We start from the raw sequence: 22845 nt of genomic DNA on the forward strand, positions 1-22845 counted from the left end.
ACTTATTTTTTGGAGGGAATACATAACCATGTCAATTTTAGATGCTATTATTCAGGGTGTTGTTCAGGGACTTACCGAATTTTTGCCCGTATCAAGCAGCGGCCACCTCGCAATCACACAGCACATTCTCGGTGCAGGCACAGGCGAAAGCAATCTTTTCTTTAATGTAATGCTCCATGTCGGTACACTTGTTGCCGTTGTTGCATTCTACCACAAACTTGTGTGGGATCTTATCAAAGAATTTTTCCTTATGCTCAAGGATATTTTCACGGGCAAGTTCAAATGGAGCAAAATGAATTACAACCGTAATCTCGTTGTAATGCTCATCATCGGTCTTATACCGCTGTTCTTGCTTTTTCTGCCAATCCCCGGAACAGATATGAAACTCAAGGACCTTGCAGACCAGCTTTCCGCAAGTCCTGTTCTCATAGTAACTGCCTGTTCGCTCATTCTCACAAGCGTACTTTTAACAATCGGTATTATCCGTAACCGCAAGAGTGTTGCCTCAACTCACAAACATCTTGCAGCAAAGAGCAATGCCAAGGCAACAAGAGATAATTTTAATGTTGTTGACGCAATCCTTGTCGGTGTAACACAGGTTTGTGCCGCACTCCTTCCGGGACTTTCCCGTTCAGGCTCAACACTTTCGGTCGGTGAGATGAGAGGAATCTCAAAGCAGAAGGCACTTGACTACACATTCGTACTCGGTATCCCGTCAATCCTTGCGGCGGCACTTCTTGAGGGTGTGGATGCAATCAAGTCACCCGAAGGTTTAAGCAATATTGAATTTCTTCCGCTGATTATCGGAATGGCAGTTTCCGCAGTTGTAGGCTATCTTGCAATCGTAATTTTTAAGTGGTTCCTGAAATCCGACAAAATGGAAATTTTCGTAATCTACACAGCGGTTGTCGGTGTTGCATTTATTGTAATTTCAATCATCGAAATGAATACGGGCGTAAACCTTTTCACAGGTGCGCCAATTGCATAAATTTTAAATGGAGTGATTTTATTGGCAGCTAACAAAAAAACAGCTGACAAAACTAAAAATACTGCGTCGGGAAGAAAAAAGACTTCTTCAAAAACCTCATCAAAAGGTGCAAAAACTGCAAGCAGAACCAAAGCATCCGCTGTTCCGAAAAGGAGCAGCGGACTTTCGCCGCGTGTAAGGGCAATTCTCTATGCCGCCGTTGCGGCTGTTTTTGTCTGCATAATTTTCATAAAAGGTTCAAATGTCTGGACAATGATACGCAGTTTCTTTTTCGGAGTTCTCGGATTCGGAATTTTTCTTGTTCCCGTAACGCTTTTTTATTTGTGTGTTATGACCGAAAAGGAGAAACAGGTTGCACGCTATAAGCTGAAGCTTTTCCTTTGTGTCGTCATAATTCTGTTTATCGGGGCGTTGATTTACGCAGGCAGCGGTGCAAAATATTCTGATATGAACTTTTTTGCGTGTCTTGGCAATCTGTTCAAGGATGCCTGTGACACCTCAAGGTATATGACTTTCGATTGCGGAATAATCGGCGGACTGCTCGGCTATCCGCTTGTTGTCCTGTTCGGCAGTACAGCCGCACTTTTTACAAGCTTTGTTGTAACAGCCGCACTTATCCTTATTGTTGCGAATATTTCTATTAAAGATATGACAGCGGCGGCGTCAAGGACAGCCGTACATATCCGTGAAGCAGGTGAGGAGAGGGCAAGAGTCCGCAGAGAACGCAGAGAAGAAAACCGTGAGAGAAAGCTTGCCGAAAGAGGCGATATCGACATTGCGCTTGAAGGTGAAAACAGAAAGTCCTCGGGAAGTTTTATTGACATTCCGCTTGATGACAAAAAGACAAAGGTCAAGAAAGCAAAGTCGGCAGTAAACGGAATTGACACGGATATTGCCGATTCAAAGGAAGAAAATGCAGCTGACAAGGATCTGTCACAGGATCTCATCAACATAATCAATCGTGCAAGCAAGCCTATGGGCAAAAGTGCCGACAATACGGTTTCTGCAATTGCAGAGGATATCTCAAACGAAAAGTCAGCTTCTAAGGCTGAACAGACAGAGGTTAAGCCTGATGCCGAAACTGAGAACATCGTCAAAAAAGCACTTCTCAAAAGCAAAAAAGACAACAGCGAGGAGGCCGGCGATGAAATTGCGGAACAGCTTGACAGAGCAGTTCGTTCCGATAATTCTCAAAAGGAAGAAAAAAAGTATCAGTTCCCACCGATTCAGTTGCTCAAACCAAAGCTAAATTCCGATGACAGCGATGCAATGGAAGAAATGCAGAATAATGCCAAAAAGCTTATTGATACCCTCACAAGCTTTGGTGTAAAGGCAAGCATTGTAAACATCTGCCGAGGTCCGTCCGTAACACGCTATGAGTTACAGCCTGCCCCCGGTGTTAAAATCAGCAAAATTACAAATCTCTCCGATGATATCGCACTCAGCCTTGCCGCAAACGGTGTTCGTATTGAAGCACCTATTCCGGGTAAGGCGGCAGTCGGAATTGAAGTTCCGAACAAGGTTGTAAGCATGGTAACAATGCGTGAATTGATTGATTCGGACAAGTTCAGAAACAGCAAGAGTAAGCTCACAACCGTTCTCGGCAGAGATATATCCGGTGAAATTGTTGTTACCGACCTTGCCAAAATGCCGCACTTGCTCATTGCAGGTACAACCGGTTCGGGTAAATCCGTATGCGTAAACTCAATTCTTATGAGTATTCTCTACAAGGCAACTCCGGATGAAGTAAAGCTGTTGCTTATCGATCCGAAAATGGTTGAATTTTCAAAATACAAGGGTATTCCGCATTTGCTCATTCCCGTAGTATCCGATGCCAAAAAGGCGGCGGGTGCGCTTGCATGGGCAGTAAACGAAATGCTCCAGAGATATAAAATTTTCTCCGAATACGATTGTAAGGATATTGATTCATATAATTCTCTTATCGAAAAAAATATGAATTATATGGAGAAAAATCCACCTGTTGTTAATGAAGAGGGAGAAGAGGTTCAGCCTGTTCTTGAAGTGAACGGACTTCCCGTTGCCAAAGAAAAAATGAGCCGTGTTGTAATTGCAATTGACGAGCTTGCCGATTTGATGATGGCGGCTCCGAGCGAGGTTGAGGACTCAATCTGCCGACTTGCTCAGATGGCTCGTGCCGCAGGTATGCACCTTATCCTTGCAACCCAAAGACCTACCGTTAATGTAATCACAGGTCTTATCAAGGCGAATGTACCGAGCCGTATTTCACTCAAGGTAAGTTCAAACACAGACTCCCGTACAATTCTTGATACAGGCGGCGGTGAAAAGCTTATCGGCCGAGGCGATATGCTGTTTTCGCCTGTAGGTGCTCCAAAGCCTATTCGTGTTCAGGGCTGCTACGCTTCCGATGAAGAAATCGAGGGTGTAACCCACTACATAAAGAAAGCATATTCGGCTCAGTATAATTCTGAAATCGAAGAAAAAATTAAAAGAATTGCTGCAGAAGAAATTGCTCAGGGCAAAAAATCGGGTGATTCAGATTCATCATCTGACGAAGGTCTTGATATTGACAGCAAAATGGAAGAGGCAATCAAGTGCGTAATTGAAGCAGGACAGGCATCAACCTCACTTTTGCAGAGAAGACTTAAGGTCGGTTATGCAAGAGCAGGCAGAATGATTGACGATATGGAACAAATGGGAGTTGTAGGCCCTCATCAGGGTTCAAAACCGAGAGATGTTCTCATGACCTACAACGAATGGCTCGAACGCAGAAATGCACTTGAAAACAGAGCCGATTAATAAATAAAGGAGGGTTCAATATGGCTTTTTTACCGATGAACGCAAAAGAAATGCGTGATCGAGGTTGGAATGAAGTCGATTTTGTATATGTTTGCGGTGACAGCTATGTTGACCATCCGTCATTCGGTGCGGCAATAATCACGAGAGTTCTTGAGGATTGCGGTTACAAAACAGCATTCCTTGCACAACCTAATTGGAAAAACGATGATGATTTTACACAGTTCGGAAAACCAAGGCTCGGTTTTATGGTGTCAGCAGGCAACATTGACAGTATGGTTGCCCACTACACGGTTGCAAAGCGTAAAAGACATGATGATGCCTATACGGCAGGCGGTAAAAACGGCAGGCGTCCCGACAGAGCCGTCACCGTTTACTGCAACATAATCAGAAAGCTATATCCCGATTCTCCCATTATAATCGGAGGTCTTGAGGCATCACTCAGAAGATTTGCTCATTATGATTATTGGAAAAACGAGGTAATGCCCTCAATTATTTTCGACAGCAAGGCAGATTTGCTTGTGTACGGAATGGGCGAGCTACAGACAATTGAAATTGCAAAAAGACTTTCCGAGGGCTATCCTGTTGAATCGCTTTACGACATCAGAGGTGTTTGCTATAAAATTCGTACAGACGATTATGTGCCAAAGTCGGTTGTCGAACTTCCAAGCTATGAGCGTGTAAAAGAGGACAAGCGTGACTATGCAATAGCATCACGCAGGGAGCTTGAGGAGGCTGATGCAGTAAGGGGCAAAACCCTCATTCAAAGGCACGGAAAGTATATTCTTGTGCAGAATCCTCCGATGCAGCCCCTTGACACAAAACAGCTTGATTATGTCTATTCTCTGCCGTATGAGCGTTGGTATCCAAAGTGTTATGAAAGTCTCGGCGGCGTACCCGGTATCAACGAGGTACTGTTTTCAATCACACACAACCGTGGTTGTTTCGGTGCTTGTAATTTCTGCTCACTTGCTTTTCATCAGGGCAGAGCGGTAACCGTCAGAAGTGAAAAGAGTATTATTGAGGAGGCTGAAAGTTTTCTTGATAATCCACGATTCAAGGGTTACATAAGCGATGTCGGAGGACCTACCGCAAACTTCAGACTTCCGTCATGTGAAAAGCAGAAAAAGCTTGGACTTTGTAAAAACAGAAGATGTCTTGCACCGACACCTTGCCCGAATATGCAGGTGTCACACACGGAATATCTTGATATTCTGCGAAAGCTGAGAAATATAAAAGGCATTAAAAAGGTGTTTATCCGCAGCGGAATCCGTTTTGATTATCTTATTGAAGATGAAAATGACGAATTTTTCCGTGAACTCGTAAAGTATCACATCAGCGGTCAGCTGAGAGTTGCCCCTGAGCATTGTTCGGCGGCGGTTCTTGACAAAATGGGCAAGCCGCATATTGAAAGCTACAAGCGTTTTTGTAAGATGTTCTACGATTTTACGGGCAAGGAAAATAAAGACCAGTATGTCGTGCCGTATCTGATGAGCTCACACCCAGGTTCAACACTTTCGGATGCCGTAGAACTTGCACTTTTCTGCAAGCATGAAAACATTCACCCAAAACAGGTTCAGGACTTCTATCCGACTCCGGGTACAATTTCAACGAGTATGTTCTATACGGAGCTTGATCCGTACACTCTCAAAGAGGTTTATGTTCCGAAGTCTGAAAATGAAAAGGCAATGCAAAGGGCGTTGCTGCAGTATTTCATTCCCGAAAACAAACCGCTTGTAATCAAAGCACTCATCAAAGCCGGCAGACGTGATTTAATCGGTAACGATAAAAAATGTCTTGTAACTCCGATGGCTGGACAAACACAGGGCGGTTATTCAAAACAGAACAACAACCGCAATTCGCAGAATCAGAAGGGAAGAGGCAAAAACGGCAAAGATAAGTTCGCAAAGTACAGACGAAAAAACAAAAAGAAATAAAATCTTTTTCATACTGAAAATATCGGTATGCGTACTTTTCATTGCCTGTGTACTGCTTGTTTCATTCGGAAAACCTCTCGGAATTCCCGATTGGAACGATGTCTATACATTTTTCGGAATTTCAGCAGATATGGAGTCCGATTTTTCTGTTTCGTTTATCAATGTCGGTTCGGCTGATTGTACGCTGATTAAATGCGGAGATAAAGGCGTGCTGATTGACGGAGGAACAAATCTTGTGACCGATAAAATTACTGCCTATCTCAAACGCAGTTCGGTAACTCATCTTGATGCCGTAATAGTGTCACACCCCGATAGCGACCACATCGGTTCGTTGCCCGATATCATAGATGAATTCGGTACGGATGTTGTTTATTTCGGAAAATATTCCGACAACCACAAAACCCCCGAATACGAAAAGTTTGTTAATTCTATAAAAGAAAATAATATAAAAACCATAATTCCCGTTTCAGACAAACCCATTGAAATTGGAAATATGACCTTTAAATTTTATCAACCCGAAAAGGACTTCGGCAACACAAACGATAATTCGCTTGTAACAATGCTTGAATATGACGAAAAGCGATTTCTCTTTACAGGCGACATTTCGTCAAAAAGGGAAGAATCAATGGTTAATTCCGATAAAGAATTAAAATGCGATGTTCTCAAGGTTGCACACCACGGCAGTAAGTATTCTTCAAGTGAAGATTTTCTTGCAAAGGCAAGCCCCGAAACCGCTGTAATAAGCGTTTCGGCTGATGATACGGCACTTCCCGATTACTATATAACAGCCTTGCTTAACAGCGTGTGCAAAAATGTTTATCGGACAGACAGCGATAAAACCGTTATGATAACAGTCGAAAACGGCGAGATTTGCACCAAAACTCATGCCTGAAAGGTTGACTATAAATTAAATAATGTTATAATATTATTGTTTAACTGACAAAAATCGAAAGGAATTTTTAAATATGGGAGTATATGAAGAACTCGTAGCCAGAGGACTTATCGCTCAGGTTACGGACGAAGAAGAAATCAGAGAGCTTGTAAACAGCGGTAAAGCCACATTCTATATCGGCTTTGATCCGACAGCCGACAGTCTCCATGTAGGTCACTTTATGGCTCTTTGCCTTATGAAAAGACTTCAGATGGCAGGCAACAAGCCAATTGCACTCGTAGGCGGCGGCACAGGTATGATCGGTGATCCGTCAGGCAGAACAGATATGCGTCAGATGATGACAAAGGAAACAATTCAGCACAATGTTGATTGCTTCAAAAAGCAGATGAGCCGTTTTATCGACTTTTCTGAGGGCAAGGCTCTTCTTGTAAATAACGCAGACTGGCTTCTTGACCTTAACTATGTTGAGCTTCTCCGTGATGTAGGCGCTTGTTTCAGCGTTAATAATATGCTTCGTGCAGAGTGCTACAAGCAGAGAATGGAAAAGGGACTCAGCTTCCTTGAATTTAACTATATGATTATGCAGTCATACGACTTCTATGCTCTCTATCAGAAGTACGGCTGTAATATGCAGTTCGGCGGTGATGACCAGTGGAGCAATATGCTCGGCGGTACAGAGCTTATCAGAAGAAAGCTCGGCAAAAACGCATACGCAATGACAATCAACCTTCTCCTCAACTCAGAGGGTAAGAAAATGGGTAAAACCCAGTCGGGTGCAGTATGGCTTTCAGCCGAAAAGACAAGCCCCTACGATTTCTATCAGTATTGGAGAAATGTTGATGACGGCGATGTAATCAAGTGCCTTAAAATGCTCACATTCCTTTCGCTTGAAGAAATTGATGAGCTTGCAAAGCTTGAGGGCAGTGAAATCAACAAAGCAAAAGAAATTCTTGCTCATGAGCTTACAGAGCTTGTTCACGGCAAAGAGGAGGCTGACAAGGCTCAGGAGGCCGCAAGAGCAATCTTCAGCAACAAGACAAATACTGACAATATGCCTTCAACAACTCTTACAGAGGCTGATTTTGCAGACGGCGAAATCGGAATTCTTGACCTCATGAAGAAGTGCGGACTCATTCCTTCAAACGGTGAGGGCAGAAGACTTATTCAGCAGGGCGGTGTTTCTGTTGACGATGAAAAGGTAACAGATGTTTACGCAAAGGTTGCAAAGTCTGATTTTGAAAAAGGCTATGTTGTAATCAAAAAGGGTAAAAAGGTTTACCATAAGGCAATTCTTGGCTGATTTTGAAAATTAAATAAAGGGGATTAGGGCAAAATGAAAAAGTTTTTTTCGGAGTTTAAGGAATTCATAATGCGTGGAAATGTGCTTGATCTCGCAGTCGGCGTTATCATCGGTGCGGCTTTTCAGGCAATCGTAACTTCTCTCACAAGCGATATCATTTCGCCGATTCTCGGTATTTTCGGCGGTGTCAACTTTGACCAGTTTCAGGTTACAATCAACGGCGCAACAATTATGTATGGTAAGTTTATCACAGCGGTAATCAACTTCCTGATTATGGCTTTCGTAATCTTCCTTATCGTAAAGCTTGTCAACAAGGTTATGTCACTCGGCAAAAAAACTGAACCCGAAGAAGCTCCCACAACAAAAAAATGTCCGTTCTGTTTCTGTGATATTGATATCAAAGCTACAAAATGTCCCCATTGCACAGGCGATATCATCGACCTTACAGAAAAAACAGACAACAAAAAATAATATCGCTGTTACATAAACAGATATTACACAACTTAACAACCAACAAAAAGCCACAGTAGAAAGTTAAAATCTACTGTGGCTTTTTAAATTGAAAATTATGATTGAGCGTAACATTGTTACCGTCTGCACAATTATATATTAAAACACCAAAAACAAAAATACTATTCCGCAGAGGATTGCTATTGCTGCGCCGACTATGACATCACGCACATAATGCACTCCTGCGCACACTCTTGACACGGAAATCATAACCGCAATGAAGAGGTATGCAATCCCTGCCCACACATTGAACCGCAAAATTGCCATTGCAATGATGAATGCGCTTGCGGTGTGGCGGCTCGGCATACTGTCGGGCTTGCTGTTCTTTGCAAAAACAGGCGCAACTCCGTACCGCACATACGGGCGTTCTTCTTTTATGATAATTCGCAGAAGTGTTATTCCCAAAAACACCCCCGCAGGCACAGTCAGCGACTTTAAAAACAAATCTTTTTGCCACAAAAATGTATATACAAGCAAAATCGGATAGCTTGCAAATACTGTCAGCGGAAAAATTTTATATACGAATTTCAACACATTTTTTGCGGATTTGTTATTCTTGAAGAAATCGGTCAGTTTAATATATTGTTTACGGCTAATTTTCTACATCTCCCGGAGCTTTTTACACTCCGATTTTAACATAACAGTTACACTATTTCAACATTATATTTATCAAACCAGTAGTCAAGTTCGATTATATACGCAAGAATCTGCGGTGCTTTCATCAGTTGACCGTACCACGGATTTGTGATTTTATCGGGATTTTCAATGATATCTTCAATCCCTTTTCGGTCAAGCAGTTCGTTTAGAATTGAACGCTTTTTAAGAATTTTTCTAACCCGTTTTACACACTCATTGAAGTAAATCGGATTGTGCGTTTTCGGGTACGGGCTTTTCTTTCGCCAGCAAATTTCTTCGGGCAGAATATCCTCAAAAGCCTTTCGCACAATTCCCTTTTCGCGGTTGCCCCATGCCTTTAATTCCCACGGCATATTGTACGCATATTCAACAAGTCTGTAATCGCAGAACGGCACTCTCACCTCAAGTCCGCTGAACATTGAGCATCTGTCTTTTCGCTCAAGCAGACATTGCATAAACCAGTAAAAATTCAGGTAGAACATCTCTCGCATTCGCCTGTCAAGGTCGGTGTCACTTTTAAGCTTTGGGGCAAGGCTGATTGTGTCAAGATACCTTTGTCTGACATACTCTTCGCCGTTTTTCAGCACACCGTCCTTGAGAATGCTCCTGCGAATATCCTGACTTTTTGACCACGGAAAACAATCCTCAAAAAGTATTTCATGGTTGTGATACCACGGATATCCGCCGAAAAGTTCATCGGCACATTCTCCCGAAAGTGCAACGGTGTAGTTTTGCTTGATTTCTTTGCAGAAGAGCAAAAGTGACGAGTCAACATCGACATACCCCGGCAAATCCCTTGCCTGAACACTTTCATAAAGTGCGTCGCACACAAGCGTGTTGTCAAGGACAATTTCCCTGTGCTTTGTGTCGGCATTTTTTGACATCATCGAAATAAATTCGTAGTCGGGAGTAGGCTGAAAATTGCTCTTCTGAAAATATTTTTCGTTGTCACGGTATTCAACCGAGTAGGTGTTGATTTTGCCGAGTTTATGCTCCTTGTTGTACATTGATGCGGTCTTGACAATTATACTGCTGTCAAGCCCTCCCGAAAGGAAAAAGCACAGCGGAACATCACTCACAAGCTGTCGCTGAATTGCATCAGTCAGCAGATATCTCGTCTTTTCAATGGTAGTTACTTCATTGTCTGTATGCTCTTTTGCCTCAACGGTGTAGTATTTTTTTCGGCGAAACTTTGAGTGCCTATACATTGCACATTCGCCCGGATTAAGTTCAAATACTCCCTTGAAAACTCCGAACGAAGGCGTTCTTGCAGGCCCTAAAAAGAAAATTTCATTGAGCCCCTGTTCGTCAATTTGAGGCTTTACAATCTTGCTTGCAAGCAATGCTTTTATTTCTGACGCAAACAGCAAGCCACCGTTGTATTCGTAGTAAAACAGCGGCTTAACGCCGATTCTGTCCCTGCACAAAAACAGCGATTTGTCGCTTGTGTTGTAGATTGCAAAGGCGAAAATTCCGTTCAGCTTTTTGCAGCAGTCAACACCGTATTTAATGTACGATTTCAGCACAACCTCCGTGTCGCTGTGACCTCTGAAATGAAAACCCGATGCTTTCAGCTCCTCACGAAGCTCGGCTGTGTTGTAGAGTTCGCCGTTATAGACAATGACATAGGTCGTGTCCTTGTGACGAACCGACATCGGTTGTTTGCCGTTTTCACGGTCAATTACAACAAGCCGCCTGTGCATAAGCGCCGCCCCTCGGTTAATGTACAAACCGTTTTCGTCAGGACCTCGCCTGTCAAGTGTTTCAGACATTCTGTTGAGCAAATCAATTCTTTCGCTCATATCCTGTGAGTGGTCAATCCATCCTGCTATTCCGCACATAAAGTAACCTCCGTCAATTTTGTTTGTAATTTTTGAGTGAATATAAAAAGCATAAAGCGGTAAAAAGCAAAGCCGCTCCCGAAAGGACAGTTCCTCCGAAAAAACTGAAATTCTCAACCGTTGATGTTGAAAAAACATCGGTTGTGACGGAGAAAAGTTTTATTCCTAAATGCGTAAGCAATGCGGTGATAAATCCTTGCAAAATTCTGCAAAAGAAAAATAATATTTTATTTACCTTAATATTTCCAAGTGCCGAGAAAATCTGAAAATGTACGCAAAGTCCGCCGAATCCTGCCGAAAATGCAACAACCTCAATCGGCAAATCTTTCGATACCGCAGTAACAGCATTGCAAACTTCCGTGAGTATCAAAAATGGTTTTTGAATATTTTCATCCGTAATGTGTGAGCAGAAAATCTCAGTAAATGCCGAAAACAGCACCACAAATGCACAGATTGCAAACATTCCCCTTGCACCGTCAAGAACAGACTTTACAAGTGCGTCGCCTTTTTGCGGAGTGTTTATTAATGTTTCTGAATTGGAATTATCATCAGCTTTATTTATGTAAACGAATTTTAAAGAAAATCCAAGTATAAAAACCGAGATGCATTGGGCGGCAAATATAATAAACCCGACTTCAATGCTCGAATAAAGCTGTGCACCGATAAAATTCACAAGAAACCCCGGTCCCGAACACACTAAAAACAGACCTGCCCGTTTACACTCACTTTCACTTGCCGCACCTTTTTTATAAAGCGAATTTACCGTCTTTGCACCAACGGGATAACCTCCGACAAGCGAGAGAATTATTGCCGACGCAAAGCAACCGTTAAGTCCGAAAAGCGGTTTTGTCAGCCATGAAAGATGTCTGCCGATTTTTTCTGCAAGACCGCTATCTGTAATATATGAGGCAAGCACCATGAAAGGGAAAAGTGACGGTACAAGCGTTGAAAGGCACAAGCCTATGCCGTTTTCAGCTCCCTTTGAACATTCTTTTGAAAACAAAAGAGCCGTAATGCATAAAAGGAAAATTCCGATTGCTTTAAAAATATTCACCGCCTTTACGGCACTTTTACTCAGGAACATATTAATCACCAATTAATATATATGACGGCAGTTGCATAAAAATAAATGAGAAACGAAAACAGGGGAGATTTTTTTGCCAAAGAAGAAACGAATTGCCGATAAAAACGAAAGATTGCCTTCTCCGATGTTTGATATGGGAACAATGCCGTATATAGAGATGCTCGGAAACCGCAGAATAACCGTTGAGGGTTCAACGGGAATTTTGCTCTATGACAGCGAAAGCATAAAAATTAATACCTGCAAAACCGTAATTTCATTTTGTGGGAGAGGAATGACATTGAAGTGCATTTCAAGCTCCTGCGTTGAAATTGAAGGCTTTGTAACCGACATCAACTTTCTTTCGTGAGGTGAAACTATGCTCCTTAAAATAATACGCTTTCTCAGAGGAAGTGTGGACTTTACCGCAAGCGGAAAATTTCCCGAAAGATTTATGAATATAACCGCAAAAAACGGTGTAAATCTCTGGAATCCCGTTCCGAAAAAGAACGCAATATCAGCCTCAATGTACCTTTCCGACTACAAAAAAATCAGAATTCTTGCACGCAAATCAAGGGTTAAAACAAGAATAACAGCCAAACACGGACTGCCGTTTATTATTAACCGCTATAAGAAGAGAACAGGACTTTTTGCAGGTGCGGTATGCGGAATTATTCTCTGTATTTTTCTTTCAAATTTTATCTGGTCGGTAAAAATTTCGGGTACAGAGGAAATCAGCAATACATATCTTGAATCGTTACTTGATGATAACGGGATTTCTGTCGGTGTGTGGAAAAACAATCTCGATACAGATCAGATAGAACGCAATATTCAGCTGAAATGTGACGATATCCGCTGGATGAGCATAAACATAACGGGCAGTCTTGTCACGGTTGAAGTTAAGGAAACCTACAAAAAGCCGAAGCTTGACACCTCAAAAAAGCCCTGCAATGTAAAAGCGGTTAAGGACGGAGTCATAACACGGATTCAGGCATACAACGGCAGACCTGTTGTTACAAAGGGCAGCGGAGTTGTGAACGGTCAGATTCTTGTCAGCGGTCTTGACGAAACCAAACAGGGCGATATGCGTTACTTGAGAGCAAACGCAAAGGTTTATGCCGATATTACCGAACAGCAAACGCTTTCAATTCCGAAAAAAGTAACCTACAGTTACGCTGACGAAAATTATGTTGACAGAAAAAATTTCAGATTTTTATGGCTTGATTTTCCCTGTAACCTTGCCTTTGAAAACTACGACAATTTTGTAAGCACAGTTCACGGAGAAAATCTCTTTATAAATGATGTTGTTCTGCCGGTAGGACTTAAAATCAGAACCGACCGTGAACTTGTAACAACCGAAAACTCTGTAAGTAAAAACAAGGCTGAGGAGATTGCAAAGGCTGATTGTATTCTCTATGAGATTTTTGCAAAGAATAAAAGCAAGGTTATTTCAAAACAAATTTCCGTTGAAGAAAATAAAGACGGCTACAGGGTGACAACAGATTATATTTTTAACGAAAATATTGCAGATCAGGTTGATTTTGATGTGACAGAATAGAAAAGTTGTGTTATAATCAATTTGTATGTTTTGCTTTGAACGACTGAAATTTTGCAATCGGACACAAACGGAGGGATAACTATGAGAATTTTATGTATAGGTGATGTTGTAGGCAGTATCGGTTGTGAATTTCTTCGCAACAATCTTCCCACGCTCAAAAAGGTGAAAGGCGTTGATTTTGTAATCTGCAACGGTGAAAATTCCGCTGACGGCAACGGACTGACTCCCGTGTCTGCAAAGCATCTTTTTGACAGCGGAGTTGACGCAATTACACTCGGCAACCATTCTTTCCGCAGAAAAGAAGTCTATGACTGCCTTGACTCAAATCCCTTCATTGTCAGACCCGCTAATTTTCCCGAAAATTCAACACCCGGCAAAGGTATAATTAATGTTGACACAGGGCGAAGAATTGTGTCGATTATAAATATTATGGGTAATTCCTATATGGATAACAACCTGAATTGCGCCTTTGAATGTGTAGATAAAATGATTAAACAGGCTGAAAGCAAAATCATAATTGTTGATTTTCACGCAGAGGCAACGGGTGAAAAAAGGGCAATGGGTTATTACCTTGACGGCAGAGTTTCCGCAATGTTCGGAACACACACCCATGTTCAGACCTCTGACGCACAGGTTCTTCCGAAGGGAACCGGCTACATAACCGACACGGGAATGACGGGCACAATCCATTCCGTTCTCGGTGTAAAGAGCGAAATCATAATTGCAAAGCTGAAAAATAAGCTTCCGCAGCGCTTTGACCTTGCAAGCGGAGAATGCAAAATGGAATGTACGCTTTTTGATGTTGATGACAAAAGCGGAAAGTGCGTTTCAGCCGAGTCAATGCGTATTGAATAACACAAATCAGCATAAAGTAAATTGTTTCCAATTGTCAAAAAATATGAAACAATCCCGATTAAGTCGGCTTTTTTTGCAGATAATTAGTGTATTATACTATTGCAAAAAACAAGCTGATAATGTATAATGTTATAATGTGAATTATTGTAAAACTGCGTTTGTCGGTGTAAAATCGGCTTGTGCAGTTGATTAAGAAATGTACATTAAAAGGATGTGCCTAAATGATAAACGGACAAATTCTCAAACAGGCTGTTATTTCCGGTGCGAATAATATTTCAAACCAAAAAAACAGTATAAATGATCTTAATATTTTCCCTGTACCCGATGGCGACACAGGTACAAATATGTCAATGACAGTCAATGCGGCTGTTGCAGCACTTGAAGATTTTGACGGTACCTGTGCAGGTGATGCCGCAGGTATCACAGCGTCTGCAATGCTCCGTGGAGCAAGAGGCAATTCGGGTGTTATCACTTCACTAATCTTCCGTGGCTTTGCCCAGGGACTTAAAGACATTGAAGAAGTTGACGGCAAAAATCTTGCCGCAGCACTCGGAATCGGTGTTGACGCCGCTTACAAGGCTGTTATGAAACCGACAGAGGGAACAATTCTCACGGTTGCAAGAATGGCTTATGAGGCAGGTATCGAAGCCGCTAAGTATGACAGAGATGTTGTGTCTGTATGGCAGACAATCGTTGACAAGGCTAACGAGGCGCTTGCAATCACTCCTCAGCTTTTGCCCGTGCTTAAAAAGGCAGGCGTTGTTGACGCAGGCGGTAAGGGCCTTTGCGTAATCTTTGAGGGTATGCTCTCTGTAATTAAGAACGGCATTATGATTGAAGCTGACGATGACACAGCTCCTGCAACCGTCAGCACATTTGAAAGTGCCGCCGCTGAATTTGACGATGACATCAGATTCACATATTGCACAGAGTTCATCGTTGGCAGAAATGCCGAGATTGAAACCGAAATCGGCGAGCTTCGCAGTTATCTTGAATCAATCGGTGATTGCGTAGTTGTTGTAAATGATGATGAGATTATCAAGGTTCATGTTCATACGGAACAGCCGGGCAATGCTCTTTCAAAAGGACTTGAGTTCGGTCAGCTTCTCACGGTTAAGGTTGAGAATATGAAGGAACAGCACAAGAATGTCAAGTCAACAAAGAAAAAGGCTGAAAAGGAAAAGTTTGTTCCCGCAGAACCTGAAAACGATTTCGGCTTTGTTGCAGTTGCCGCAGGTAACGGTCTTAAAGACCTCTTTAAAGACCTCGGTTGTGACAATGTTGTTTCGGGCGGTCAGAGTATGAACCCGAGTACAGACGATATCTATGAGGCAATTATGGCAACTCCTGCCAAGAATGTTCTTGTTCTTCCAAACAATAAAAACATCATTCTTGCCGCAGAGCAGACAATCCCGATGGTAAAAGACAGAAATGTCATCATTGTTCCGACAAGAACAATTCCGCAGGGTATGACGGCAATGCTCAACTTTGATCCCGAGATTTCTGCCGAAAGCAACGCACAGCTTATGACGGACGCACTTGCGTCTGTGGGCACAGGTCTTGTAACCTTTGCCGCAAGAAGCAGTGAATTTGGTGGTAAGAAAATCAAAGAGGGCGACATTATCGCCCTTGAAAACGGCAGGCTTACAATCACAGAAAAGAGCACAGTTAAGGCTCTTGTCAAGCTTGCAAAGGATATGGTCAGCCGTGACACTTCATTCATTACTCTTATCTACGGTGAGGATGTAAGTGAGGAAGAGGCAGAAAAGGCATACGGAGAGCTTCGTGAAAAGTTCGGTTCAAGAACCGATATTACTCTTGTAAAGGGCGACCAGCCTGTTTACTACTTTATTCTCAGCGTAGAATAAGCATTTAAATCGGATTTTTTCAGGGAGCATAATTTTTACGGTTATGCTCCCGTTTTGTATAACGGAGGTGCGGTATGACATCACTTTATAAAACTCCCGTTACAAATTTGAACGGAATAGGTGAAAAGCGTGCCGCACTTTTTGCTAGACTCGGAATTAAAAGCGTTGGAGATTTGATTAATTTCTATCCACGCACATACGAGGATTGGAGCAACATCAAGCATATTGACGAGCTTGAATACGGTGAAACCGTCTGCATAAAGGCTGTTGTCGCAACATCTGTAAACGATACCCGAATAAGCGGCGGAAGAATTATTTCCAAAACCGCAGTCTATGATGAAACGGGTTCAATTCAGCTTGTGTTTTTTAACAATAAATACATCAGCTCAATGCTCAGACAGGGCGGAGAATATTTCTTTTACGGAAAAATCTCATCCGACAGCTACGGAATGCAGATTGTATCTCCGACTTTTGCTCCTGCTGTCAAGGGAACACAAATCCGTCCGATTTACAGACAAACGGCAGGACTTCCGAGTAAATCGGTTGAATCAGCCGTACGACAGGCACTTTCAATGCTGCCGTCAAAAATTAAGGATCCTTTGCCCGATGCCATAAGAGAAAGATTTGACCTTTGCTCACTCAGACAGGCGTTGTTTGACATTCACTTTCCGAAGAACCGCCAACAGCTTGAAAAAGCCCGAAAAAGGCTTGTTACCGAAGAGCTTGTTGTGCTGAACCTCGGAATGAGAAATCTGCGTGACCACAGCAGAGGAGTAACCTCTCTTGAAATCACAAAGGATTATTCAAAAGAATTTGAATCGCTTTTGCCGTTCACAATGACAAATGCCCAAAAACGGGCGGTGTCGGACTGCATAAACGATATAATCAACAAATCATCTCCGCTGAACCGACTTGTTCAGGGCGATGTAGGTTCGGGCAAAACGGCTGTGGCAGCCTCGGTCTGCTACACGGTTGCCAAAAACGGATTTCAGACCGCATTTATGGCGCCGACTGAAATCCTTGCCCGACAACATTACAAAACATTTCAAAAGCTTTTTGAAAATACGGATATCAAGGTTGGTCTGCTGACAGGCACACTCAGGGAATCCGAAAAAAAACAAATCAGAAAATCACTTGCAGACGGTTCGATTGATATGGTAATCGGAACACACGCTCTCATTACCGATAAAACCGAGTTTAAAAATCTTGCACTTGCCGTAACCGACGAACAGCACAGATTCGGCGTTGCACAAAGAGCAAAGCTTCTCGGCAAGGGCAACAATCCGCATCTGCTTGTTATGAGTGCCACCCCGATTCCGAGAACACTCGGACTTATCATTTTCGGCGACCTCGACATTTCAATAATTGACGAACTTCCGCCGTCAAGAAAACCCGTGAAAACCGTGTTGCGAACTTCTGCAATGCGTGGCGGAGTGTATGACTTTATCCGCAGTGAAGTAAAACACGGCAGACAGGCGTATATAGTTTGTCCCCTTGTTGAAGAAGGCGAGCTTGACGATGTTGCGTCAGCCGAAGAATATGCCGCAGATTTGATGTTGCGGGAATTTCCTGACATAGCAGTCGGCATAGTTCACGGACAGATGAAGTCTGATGAAAAAGACGAGGTTATGCGTAAGTTTGTCGATAATGAGTATTCCGTTCTTGTTGCCACAACGGTAATAGAAGTCGGCGTTGATGTTCCGAATGCTACGGTTATTGTGATTGAAAATGCCGAAAGATTCGGACTTTCACAGCTTCATCAGCTGAGGGGAAGGGTTGGCAGAGGCAGTTCGCAGTCCTATTGTATTCTCATCAGCGACAAGGGCAGTAAGACAACAAGAGAACGGCTTGAGGTCATGTGTTCAACGAACAACGGTTTTGTCATTGCCGATGAAGATTTGAAAATGAGAGGACCCGGCGACTTTTTCGGTCACAGACAGCACGGACTTCCGCAGATGTCAATTGCCGATTTTGCCGACACAAAAAGCCTTGAACTTTCTCAAAAAATTGCAGACTGCATAATGGACTGTTACGGCGATATCCGAAACGATGAAATACGATTGTTAAAAGCAGAGGTAGACCGCCTGTTTGAGCGTGGCGGACAAAATGCTTTAAACTGAAAAACTATAAATGGGAGAATTAAGTAAATGAGAAAAACCATAACCAAAACACTTTCACTTCTCTGTATGCTTTGCATCATTATCTGTTCCGCTTTCACATCGGCAGGTGCTGCGTCCTATCCTAATGATGTAAAAACCGAGTCGGACTCAATCCTTCTTGTAAATATGGATTCAGGTCAGACCGTGTATGAAAAAGACGCCGACTCAAAGCGTTACCCTGCGTCAACAACAAAGATTATGACCTACATAATTGCGGTTGAAAACATTGCCGATCTTGATAATACAAAAATTCCGATTAAGCAGTCGGTTCTTGATGTTCTCAAAAACACAGGCAGTTCCCTTGCGAATGTTGAAAATCATGTCGGCAAGAGTATGACTGCAATCGATTTGCTTTACAGCATGATGGTTCCCTCGGGTAATGATGCCGCAATGGTTCTTGCCGATTATATCGGTGAAGGCAATGTTGATAACTTTGTCAAGCTGATGAATGAAAAAGCAAAGGAGCTTGGTTGCGAAAACACTCATTTTGCAAATCCTGACGGACTTCACGATCCCGACCACTACACAACCGCCCGTGATATGTACAAAATCACAACCTATGCGCTCACTCTTCCTCGCTTTGAAGAAATCACAAATACCTGTACATACACTTGTGACGGTGACGATACAGCCCTTGTAACAACCAACTACCTCATTGATGCCAACCGTGGCGGTGAGTATTACTATATGTACGCAAAGGGCATCAAAACGGGTACGACTAATGAGGCAGGCAGATGTCTTGTAACGACAGCGTCGGCAGACGGCTATTCATATATGGCAATTCTCCTTCACGCACCGTATGAGGAAGGTGTGACCGAGGACTACGCAACAATGACCGATGCGGCAGACCTTTTCCGCTGGGCGTTGACAAGTCTTGAAATGAACACGGTAGCCACCTCGTCAAAACCGCTTTGCGAAGTAAAGGTTAACCTTGCATGGGGCAAAAACAGTACATTACTTTATCCCGAAACCGACCTCAGTGCAATTGTTCCGAAAGACTGCACAGATGAGAATATAATTATTGAACAGGATATTCCCGAAAGCGTTGACGCCCCGCTTGACAAAGGCTCGGTAGTCGGCAAGGCAACAATCTATTACAAAGCAGATGCAAACAGCGAAAAGCAGAAGCTTGCCGAGGTTAATGTTGTTGCAGGCGAAAAGATTGAACGCAGCGGAATTCTCTATGTGTTCAACATCATCGGCACAGTATTTCAGTCCTATTGGTTTATCGTGATTATCGCTCTTATCATTCTCGTTCTTATCATTTACCTTATTATTTCAAAAATTCACGGTAAGCGTAAAAGAAAGAAGAGAAATGTTAAGCATTACCGCAATCTCTGATGCAATAAAAGTGTAATTAAATTGTAAATTTTCTATACTTGAAATTTGAAAACGGTATGTTATAATTATTTTAGGGAATAATTATTCGGAGGTTTTCATATGAAGTGTCCATATTGCAGTTATGAAGAAAGCAAGGTTATCGACTCTCGTTCTGCCGATGACGGCGAAAGAATCCGCAGAAGAAGAGAGTGCCTGAGATGCGGCAAACGCTTTACCACACATGAGGTGATTGAAACTGTTCCGATAATTGTCGTTAAGCGTGACAAATCCCGTGAGGTTTTTGACCGCAACAAGCTTACAGGCGGAATTCTCCGTGCCTGTGAGAAGCGTCCCGTTTCAATTGAACAGATTGAAAATATGGTCAATGATATTGAGGCTCAGCTTCAGTCAAGCCTTGACCGTGAAATCACTTCAAAGCAAATCGGTGAGCTTGCAATGGATCAGCTCAAGAATATTGACGAGGTTTCATATGTACGTTTTGCGTCTGTTTATCGCCAGTTCAAGGATATTAACACCTTTATGGACGAACTCAATAAGCTTCTTACTGAAAAGAAATAGTTTCTTATAAAGAATAATTCCGATACTGTACAGCCTTTCTCGGTTGTACAGTATTTTTTTTGCGATGTACCGCAACTCTCCGTTCGTGCAGATAGTTTGCAATATCAAAAACATACTATGCCCGAGCGTAAGTATAGCGATTGCTTTTGCAATTTTAAATAGAGGAGTTCATCGGATGCCCACAAGTAACAGCAGAATATTTAAGCTAAGAGTGTTGTACGGAAAGCAACCTATGCAGTTAATTAAAAATTATACGAAAAAATCAAAAATGCCTCTTGACTTAAAGTCAACTTTAGGGTGTAATATATTCCTGTAAAGTAAAAAACAAAATGAAAAATAGTAAAAATTCTGAAACAAAGGAGATTTACAATGGCAAAGTTAATTGCATTTTATTCACGAGCAGATGAAAATTATTTCGGCGGTCAGTACCGCTATGTAAAAGTCGGCAACACCGAAAAGGTTGCAAAAATGATTTCAGACCTCACAGGAGCCGATATGTTTAAAATTGAGCAGAAAGTTCCGTATTCCGCAAACTACAAGGAATGTGTTGCTCAGTCGGTTAAAGACCTTAAATCAAAGGCAAGACCCGAACTTGTTTCATTGCCGAATCTTGACGATTACGATGAAATTTATCTCGGCTATCCAAACTACTGCGGAACAATGCCTATGGCGGTTTATACTTTCCTTGAAGCATTTGATTTTACGGGCAAAACAATTCATCCGTTCTGCACTCACGAGGGAAGCGGACTTTCAAACACAGTCAATGATATTAAAAATACTGCCAAAGGTGCAACCGTAACAAACGGACTTCCCTTGTTCGGAAGTGATGCCGATAAGGCAGAAGGCATTGTTAATGATTGGATTAAAAAATTTAATTACACAAGGAGATAATATTATGAAAATTGCAGACAAGGATGAATTTGAAAAGCATAATGTATTCGGCACAGGCACTCCCAACACAGCTTATGCAAAGTATTTTATCGGAGAGTCATACCTAAATCCACTCACAAAGCCCGAGGACGGACTTCACCTTTTAAATGTAACATTTGAACCTGGTTGCCGTAACAACTGGCACATTCACCACGCAAAGAGCGGCGGCGGTCAGCTCCTCATCTGCACAGCAGGTGAGGGTTGGTATCAGGAAGAGGGCAAAGAGCCTGTAAGCCTTACACCGGGTAAGGTAATCGTAATTCCGGCCGAGGTTAAGCATTGGCACGGTGCTAAAAAGGACAGCTGGTTCTCACACATCGCAACCGAAATGCCGGGCGAAGAATGTTCAAACGAGTGGTGTGAACCCGTAACCGATGAAGAATATAATAAACTCGGTTAATCGAAAGGCGGCTTCTGAATATGAAAAAAGTTATCGTTTATTATTCCTATCGTGGCAACACAAAAAGCATTGCCGAGATGATTCAGAAAAGCACGGATGCTGACATTGCAAGAATCGAAACTGTTGTTCCGTATGACGGCGACTACAACTCGGTTGTAAATCAAGGACAGGATGAAGTGAACAGCGGATATTGTCCCGAAATAAAACCGCTTAATATTGACCTTAGCAAGTATGACGAGGTAATTCTCGGAACACCTGTTTGGTGGTACACTTTTGCCCCCGCAATGCACACATTTCTCAAGGAAAATGACCTTTCGGGCAAGACGGTTTATCCGTTTGCAACCAACGGCGGTTGGATTGGTCACACATTCAAAGATTTTGCAAATGCCTGCGGTACAGCCGATGTAAAGCAGGGAATGAATATCCGTTTTGATGAATCGGTTCTGCGTACACCAAAGTCTGAAATTCAAAAATGGATTGATTTAATTAAATAAGCCTTTCTGTAATGCGGTTCTACCGCAAAATAAAAAACTGTACAGCCGATTATGGTTGTACAGTTTTTTGTTTTATATGTTATTTTATCGGAATGTAACATTGTACGAATTTGCACAATTTGAGCCGTAGGGGATTGTTAATCCTACCCGATAAAGCCTTGAACGAACACAATAACAATCAGCACTGGAAGTGCGTATTTAAGGTACGGCTTCAGCACTTTTGAAAGTTTAAGACCTTTACCCGTGTTACATTCTTCAAAGTAATTGTCAAAGCCCCAGCCGAATTTTGTTGTGCAGAACAGGAGATAAACCATTGCGCCGATCGGAAGAAGAAGGTTGCTGACAACAAAGTCCTCAAGGTCAAGCACACCCTTGCCGAGAATGTTGAAGTCTTTCCAAATGTTGAATCCGAAAATACACGGCAGACACGCAAAGAACATAATAATTCCGTTGATTATTGACGCCTTTGTTCTGCTCATGCCGAATGTGTCGGTAAGAAAAGCAACAAGGTTTTCAAACACGGCAATAACCGTTGAAAAGCTTGCAAATGTCATAAACAGAAAGAAAAGCGTACCCCAAATCCGACCGCCCATCATATTTACGAAAACATTCGGAAGCGTCACAAAAATAAGGGCAGGTCCTTGGTCGGGCTGAACGCCAAATGAGAAGCAAGCAGGGAAGATGATAAGTCCGGCAACAATTGCAACAAAAGTGTCCAATGCACAAATCTGAACAGCCTCACC

Annotated in this window: 20 protein-coding genes; 16 read left to right on the forward strand and 4 right to left on the reverse strand. The window is 42.5% G+C overall.

Going from position 1 to position 22845, the window contains the following annotated elements:
- Positions 1 to 28 precede the first annotated feature (28 nt).
- The 6 genes from WMO31_RS08395 to mscL all read left to right on the forward strand — a co-directional run bounded on the left by WMO31_RS08395 (position 29) and on the right by mscL (position 8363).
- A complete protein-coding gene (locus WMO31_RS08395; RefSeq protein WP_303675931.1) occupies positions 29 to 988 on the forward strand; it encodes an undecaprenyl-diphosphate phosphatase in 960 nt (319 codons plus the stop codon).
- Positions 989 to 1009: 21 nt separating this feature from the next.
- Positions 1010 to 3766: a DNA translocase FtsK gene (locus tag WMO31_RS08400; RefSeq protein WP_303675932.1), complete on the forward strand. Its 2757-nt coding sequence runs from the start codon at positions 1010 to 1012 to the stop codon at positions 3764 to 3766.
- A 20-nt stretch (positions 3767 to 3786) separates the two neighbouring features.
- Entirely contained in the window at positions 3787 to 5700 is a 1914-nt protein-coding gene (locus tag WMO31_RS08405; RefSeq protein ID WP_117882222.1) for a YgiQ family radical SAM protein, read from the forward strand.
- 130 nt (positions 5701 to 5830) lie between these two features.
- On the forward strand, positions 5831 to 6592 hold the full coding sequence (locus WMO31_RS08410; protein ID WP_367999509.1) for a ComEC/Rec2 family competence protein: 762 nt from the start codon (positions 5831 to 5833) through the stop codon (positions 6590 to 6592).
- 73 nt (positions 6593 to 6665) lie between these two features.
- Positions 6666 to 7892: a tyrosine--tRNA ligase gene (gene tyrS, locus WMO31_RS08415; protein WP_021884100.1), complete on the forward strand. Its 1227-nt coding sequence runs from the start codon at positions 6666 to 6668 to the stop codon at positions 7890 to 7892.
- A 33-nt stretch (positions 7893 to 7925) separates the two neighbouring features.
- On the forward strand, positions 7926 to 8363 hold the full coding sequence (gene mscL / locus WMO31_RS08420) for a large conductance mechanosensitive channel protein MscL (RefSeq protein ID WP_367999510.1): 438 nt from the start codon (positions 7926 to 7928) through the stop codon (positions 8361 to 8363).
- A 138-nt stretch (positions 8364 to 8501) separates the two neighbouring features.
- Here mscL and WMO31_RS08425 read toward each other — a convergent pair whose 3' ends face one another.
- The 3 genes from WMO31_RS08425 to WMO31_RS08435 all read right to left on the reverse strand — a co-directional run bounded on the left by WMO31_RS08425 (position 8502) and on the right by WMO31_RS08435 (position 11963).
- A complete protein-coding gene (locus WMO31_RS08425) occupies positions 8502 to 8807 on the reverse strand; it encodes a phosphatase PAP2 family protein (RefSeq protein WP_242987244.1) in 306 nt (101 codons plus the stop codon).
- 239 nt (positions 8808 to 9046) lie between these two features.
- A complete protein-coding gene (gene asnB, locus WMO31_RS08430) occupies positions 9047 to 10879 on the reverse strand; it encodes an asparagine synthase (glutamine-hydrolyzing) (RefSeq protein WP_367999511.1) in 1833 nt (610 codons plus the stop codon).
- Between the two features lie 13 nt (positions 10880 to 10892).
- The gene (locus WMO31_RS08435; RefSeq protein WP_367999512.1) at positions 10893 to 11963 is read right to left on the reverse strand and encodes a nucleoside recognition domain-containing protein; all 1071 of its coding nucleotides are present in this window, start codon (positions 11961 to 11963) and stop codon (positions 10893 to 10895) included.
- 73 nt (positions 11964 to 12036) lie between these two features.
- On the opposite strand from WMO31_RS08435, the gene WMO31_RS08440 reads away from it, so the two are divergent.
- From WMO31_RS08440 to WMO31_RS08485, 10 genes are all read left to right on the forward strand, one after another.
- Positions 12037 to 12309 (forward strand): YabP/YqfC family sporulation protein, encoded by a 273-nt coding sequence (locus tag WMO31_RS08440; RefSeq protein ID WP_021884105.1) that lies wholly within the window; start codon positions 12037 to 12039, stop codon positions 12307 to 12309.
- A gap of 9 nt (positions 12310 to 12318) precedes the next feature.
- Positions 12319 to 13497, forward strand: coding sequence for a sporulation protein YqfD (locus WMO31_RS08445; protein WP_367999513.1), 1179 nt, complete (start codon positions 12319 to 12321; stop codon positions 13495 to 13497).
- Positions 13498 to 13578: 81 nt separating this feature from the next.
- Positions 13579 to 14352: a TIGR00282 family metallophosphoesterase gene (locus tag WMO31_RS08450; protein WP_015524141.1), complete on the forward strand. Its 774-nt coding sequence runs from the start codon at positions 13579 to 13581 to the stop codon at positions 14350 to 14352.
- A 221-nt stretch (positions 14353 to 14573) separates the two neighbouring features.
- Complete coding sequence (locus WMO31_RS08455) at positions 14574 to 16220, forward strand: DAK2 domain-containing protein (protein WP_015524140.1); 1647 nt, start codon at positions 14574 to 14576, stop codon at positions 16218 to 16220.
- Between the two features lie 74 nt (positions 16221 to 16294).
- Positions 16295 to 18340, forward strand: a complete 2046-nt coding sequence (gene recG, locus WMO31_RS08460; RefSeq protein ID WP_367999514.1) for an ATP-dependent DNA helicase RecG — start codon at positions 16295 to 16297, stop codon at positions 18338 to 18340.
- Positions 18341 to 18367: 27 nt separating this feature from the next.
- Positions 18368 to 19720 carry a D-alanyl-D-alanine carboxypeptidase family protein gene (locus WMO31_RS08465; protein WP_101070944.1) on the forward strand — a complete coding sequence of 451 codons (1353 nt, stop codon included), beginning with the start codon at positions 18368 to 18370 and terminating at the stop codon, positions 19718 to 19720.
- 99 nt (positions 19721 to 19819) lie between these two features.
- Entirely contained in the window at positions 19820 to 20278 is a 459-nt protein-coding gene (gene nrdR / locus WMO31_RS08470) for a transcriptional regulator NrdR (protein WP_015524137.1), read from the forward strand.
- A gap of 369 nt (positions 20279 to 20647) precedes the next feature.
- Positions 20648 to 21169, forward strand: coding sequence for a flavodoxin (locus tag WMO31_RS08475; RefSeq protein WP_303807235.1), 522 nt, complete (start codon positions 20648 to 20650; stop codon positions 21167 to 21169).
- Positions 21170 to 21173: 4 nt separating this feature from the next.
- On the forward strand, positions 21174 to 21608 hold the full coding sequence (locus WMO31_RS08480; RefSeq protein WP_303807236.1) for a cupin domain-containing protein: 435 nt from the start codon (positions 21174 to 21176) through the stop codon (positions 21606 to 21608).
- A gap of 20 nt (positions 21609 to 21628) precedes the next feature.
- A complete protein-coding gene (locus WMO31_RS08485; protein ID WP_303807237.1) occupies positions 21629 to 22102 on the forward strand; it encodes a flavodoxin in 474 nt (157 codons plus the stop codon).
- A 143-nt stretch (positions 22103 to 22245) separates the two neighbouring features.
- Here the strand turns inward: WMO31_RS08485 and WMO31_RS08490 are convergent.
- A partial coding sequence (locus WMO31_RS08490) for an SLC5/6 family protein (RefSeq protein WP_498371336.1) occupies positions 22246 to 22845 on the reverse strand: 600 nt, incomplete at its 5' end.

The organism is Ruminococcoides intestinale (assembly GCF_040095935.1).
Lineage (GTDB): Bacteria > Bacillota > Clostridia > Oscillospirales > Acutalibacteraceae > Ruminococcoides > Ruminococcoides intestinale.

Coding starts and splice junctions, on each gene's coding strand:
- WMO31_RS08395 (WP_303675931.1), top strand. CDS start 29: ATGTCAATTTTAGATGCTATTATTCAGGGTGTTGTTCAGGGACTTACC.
- WMO31_RS08405 (WP_117882222.1), top strand. CDS start 3,787: ATGGCTTTTTTACCGATGAACGCAAAAGAAATGCGTGATCGAGGTTGG.
- WMO31_RS08410 (WP_367999509.1), top strand. CDS start 5,831: ATGGAGTCCGATTTTTCTGTTTCGTTTATCAATGTCGGTTCGGCTGAT.
- tyrS (WP_021884100.1), top strand. CDS start 6,666: ATGGGAGTATATGAAGAACTCGTAGCCAGAGGACTTATCGCTCAGGTT.
- mscL (WP_367999510.1), top strand. CDS start 7,926: ATGAAAAAGTTTTTTTCGGAGTTTAAGGAATTCATAATGCGTGGAAAT.
- asnB (WP_367999511.1), bottom strand. CDS start 10,879: ATGTGCGGAATAGCAGGATGGATTGACCACTCACAGGATATGAGCGAA.
- WMO31_RS08435 (WP_367999512.1), bottom strand. CDS start 11,963: ATGTTCCTGAGTAAAAGTGCCGTAAAGGCGGTGAATATTTTTAAAGCA.
- WMO31_RS08445 (WP_367999513.1), top strand. CDS start 12,319: ATGCTCCTTAAAATAATACGCTTTCTCAGAGGAAGTGTGGACTTTACC.
- WMO31_RS08450 (WP_015524141.1), top strand. CDS start 13,579: ATGAGAATTTTATGTATAGGTGATGTTGTAGGCAGTATCGGTTGTGAA.
- WMO31_RS08455 (WP_015524140.1), top strand. CDS start 14,574: ATGATAAACGGACAAATTCTCAAACAGGCTGTTATTTCCGGTGCGAAT.
- recG (WP_367999514.1), top strand. CDS start 16,295: ATGACATCACTTTATAAAACTCCCGTTACAAATTTGAACGGAATAGGT.
- WMO31_RS08465 (WP_101070944.1), top strand. CDS start 18,368: ATGAGAAAAACCATAACCAAAACACTTTCACTTCTCTGTATGCTTTGC.
- nrdR (WP_015524137.1), top strand. CDS start 19,820: ATGAAGTGTCCATATTGCAGTTATGAAGAAAGCAAGGTTATCGACTCT.
- WMO31_RS08475 (WP_303807235.1), top strand. CDS start 20,648: ATGGCAAAGTTAATTGCATTTTATTCACGAGCAGATGAAAATTATTTC.
- WMO31_RS08480 (WP_303807236.1), top strand. CDS start 21,174: ATGAAAATTGCAGACAAGGATGAATTTGAAAAGCATAATGTATTCGGC.
- WMO31_RS08485 (WP_303807237.1), top strand. CDS start 21,629: ATGAAAAAAGTTATCGTTTATTATTCCTATCGTGGCAACACAAAAAGC.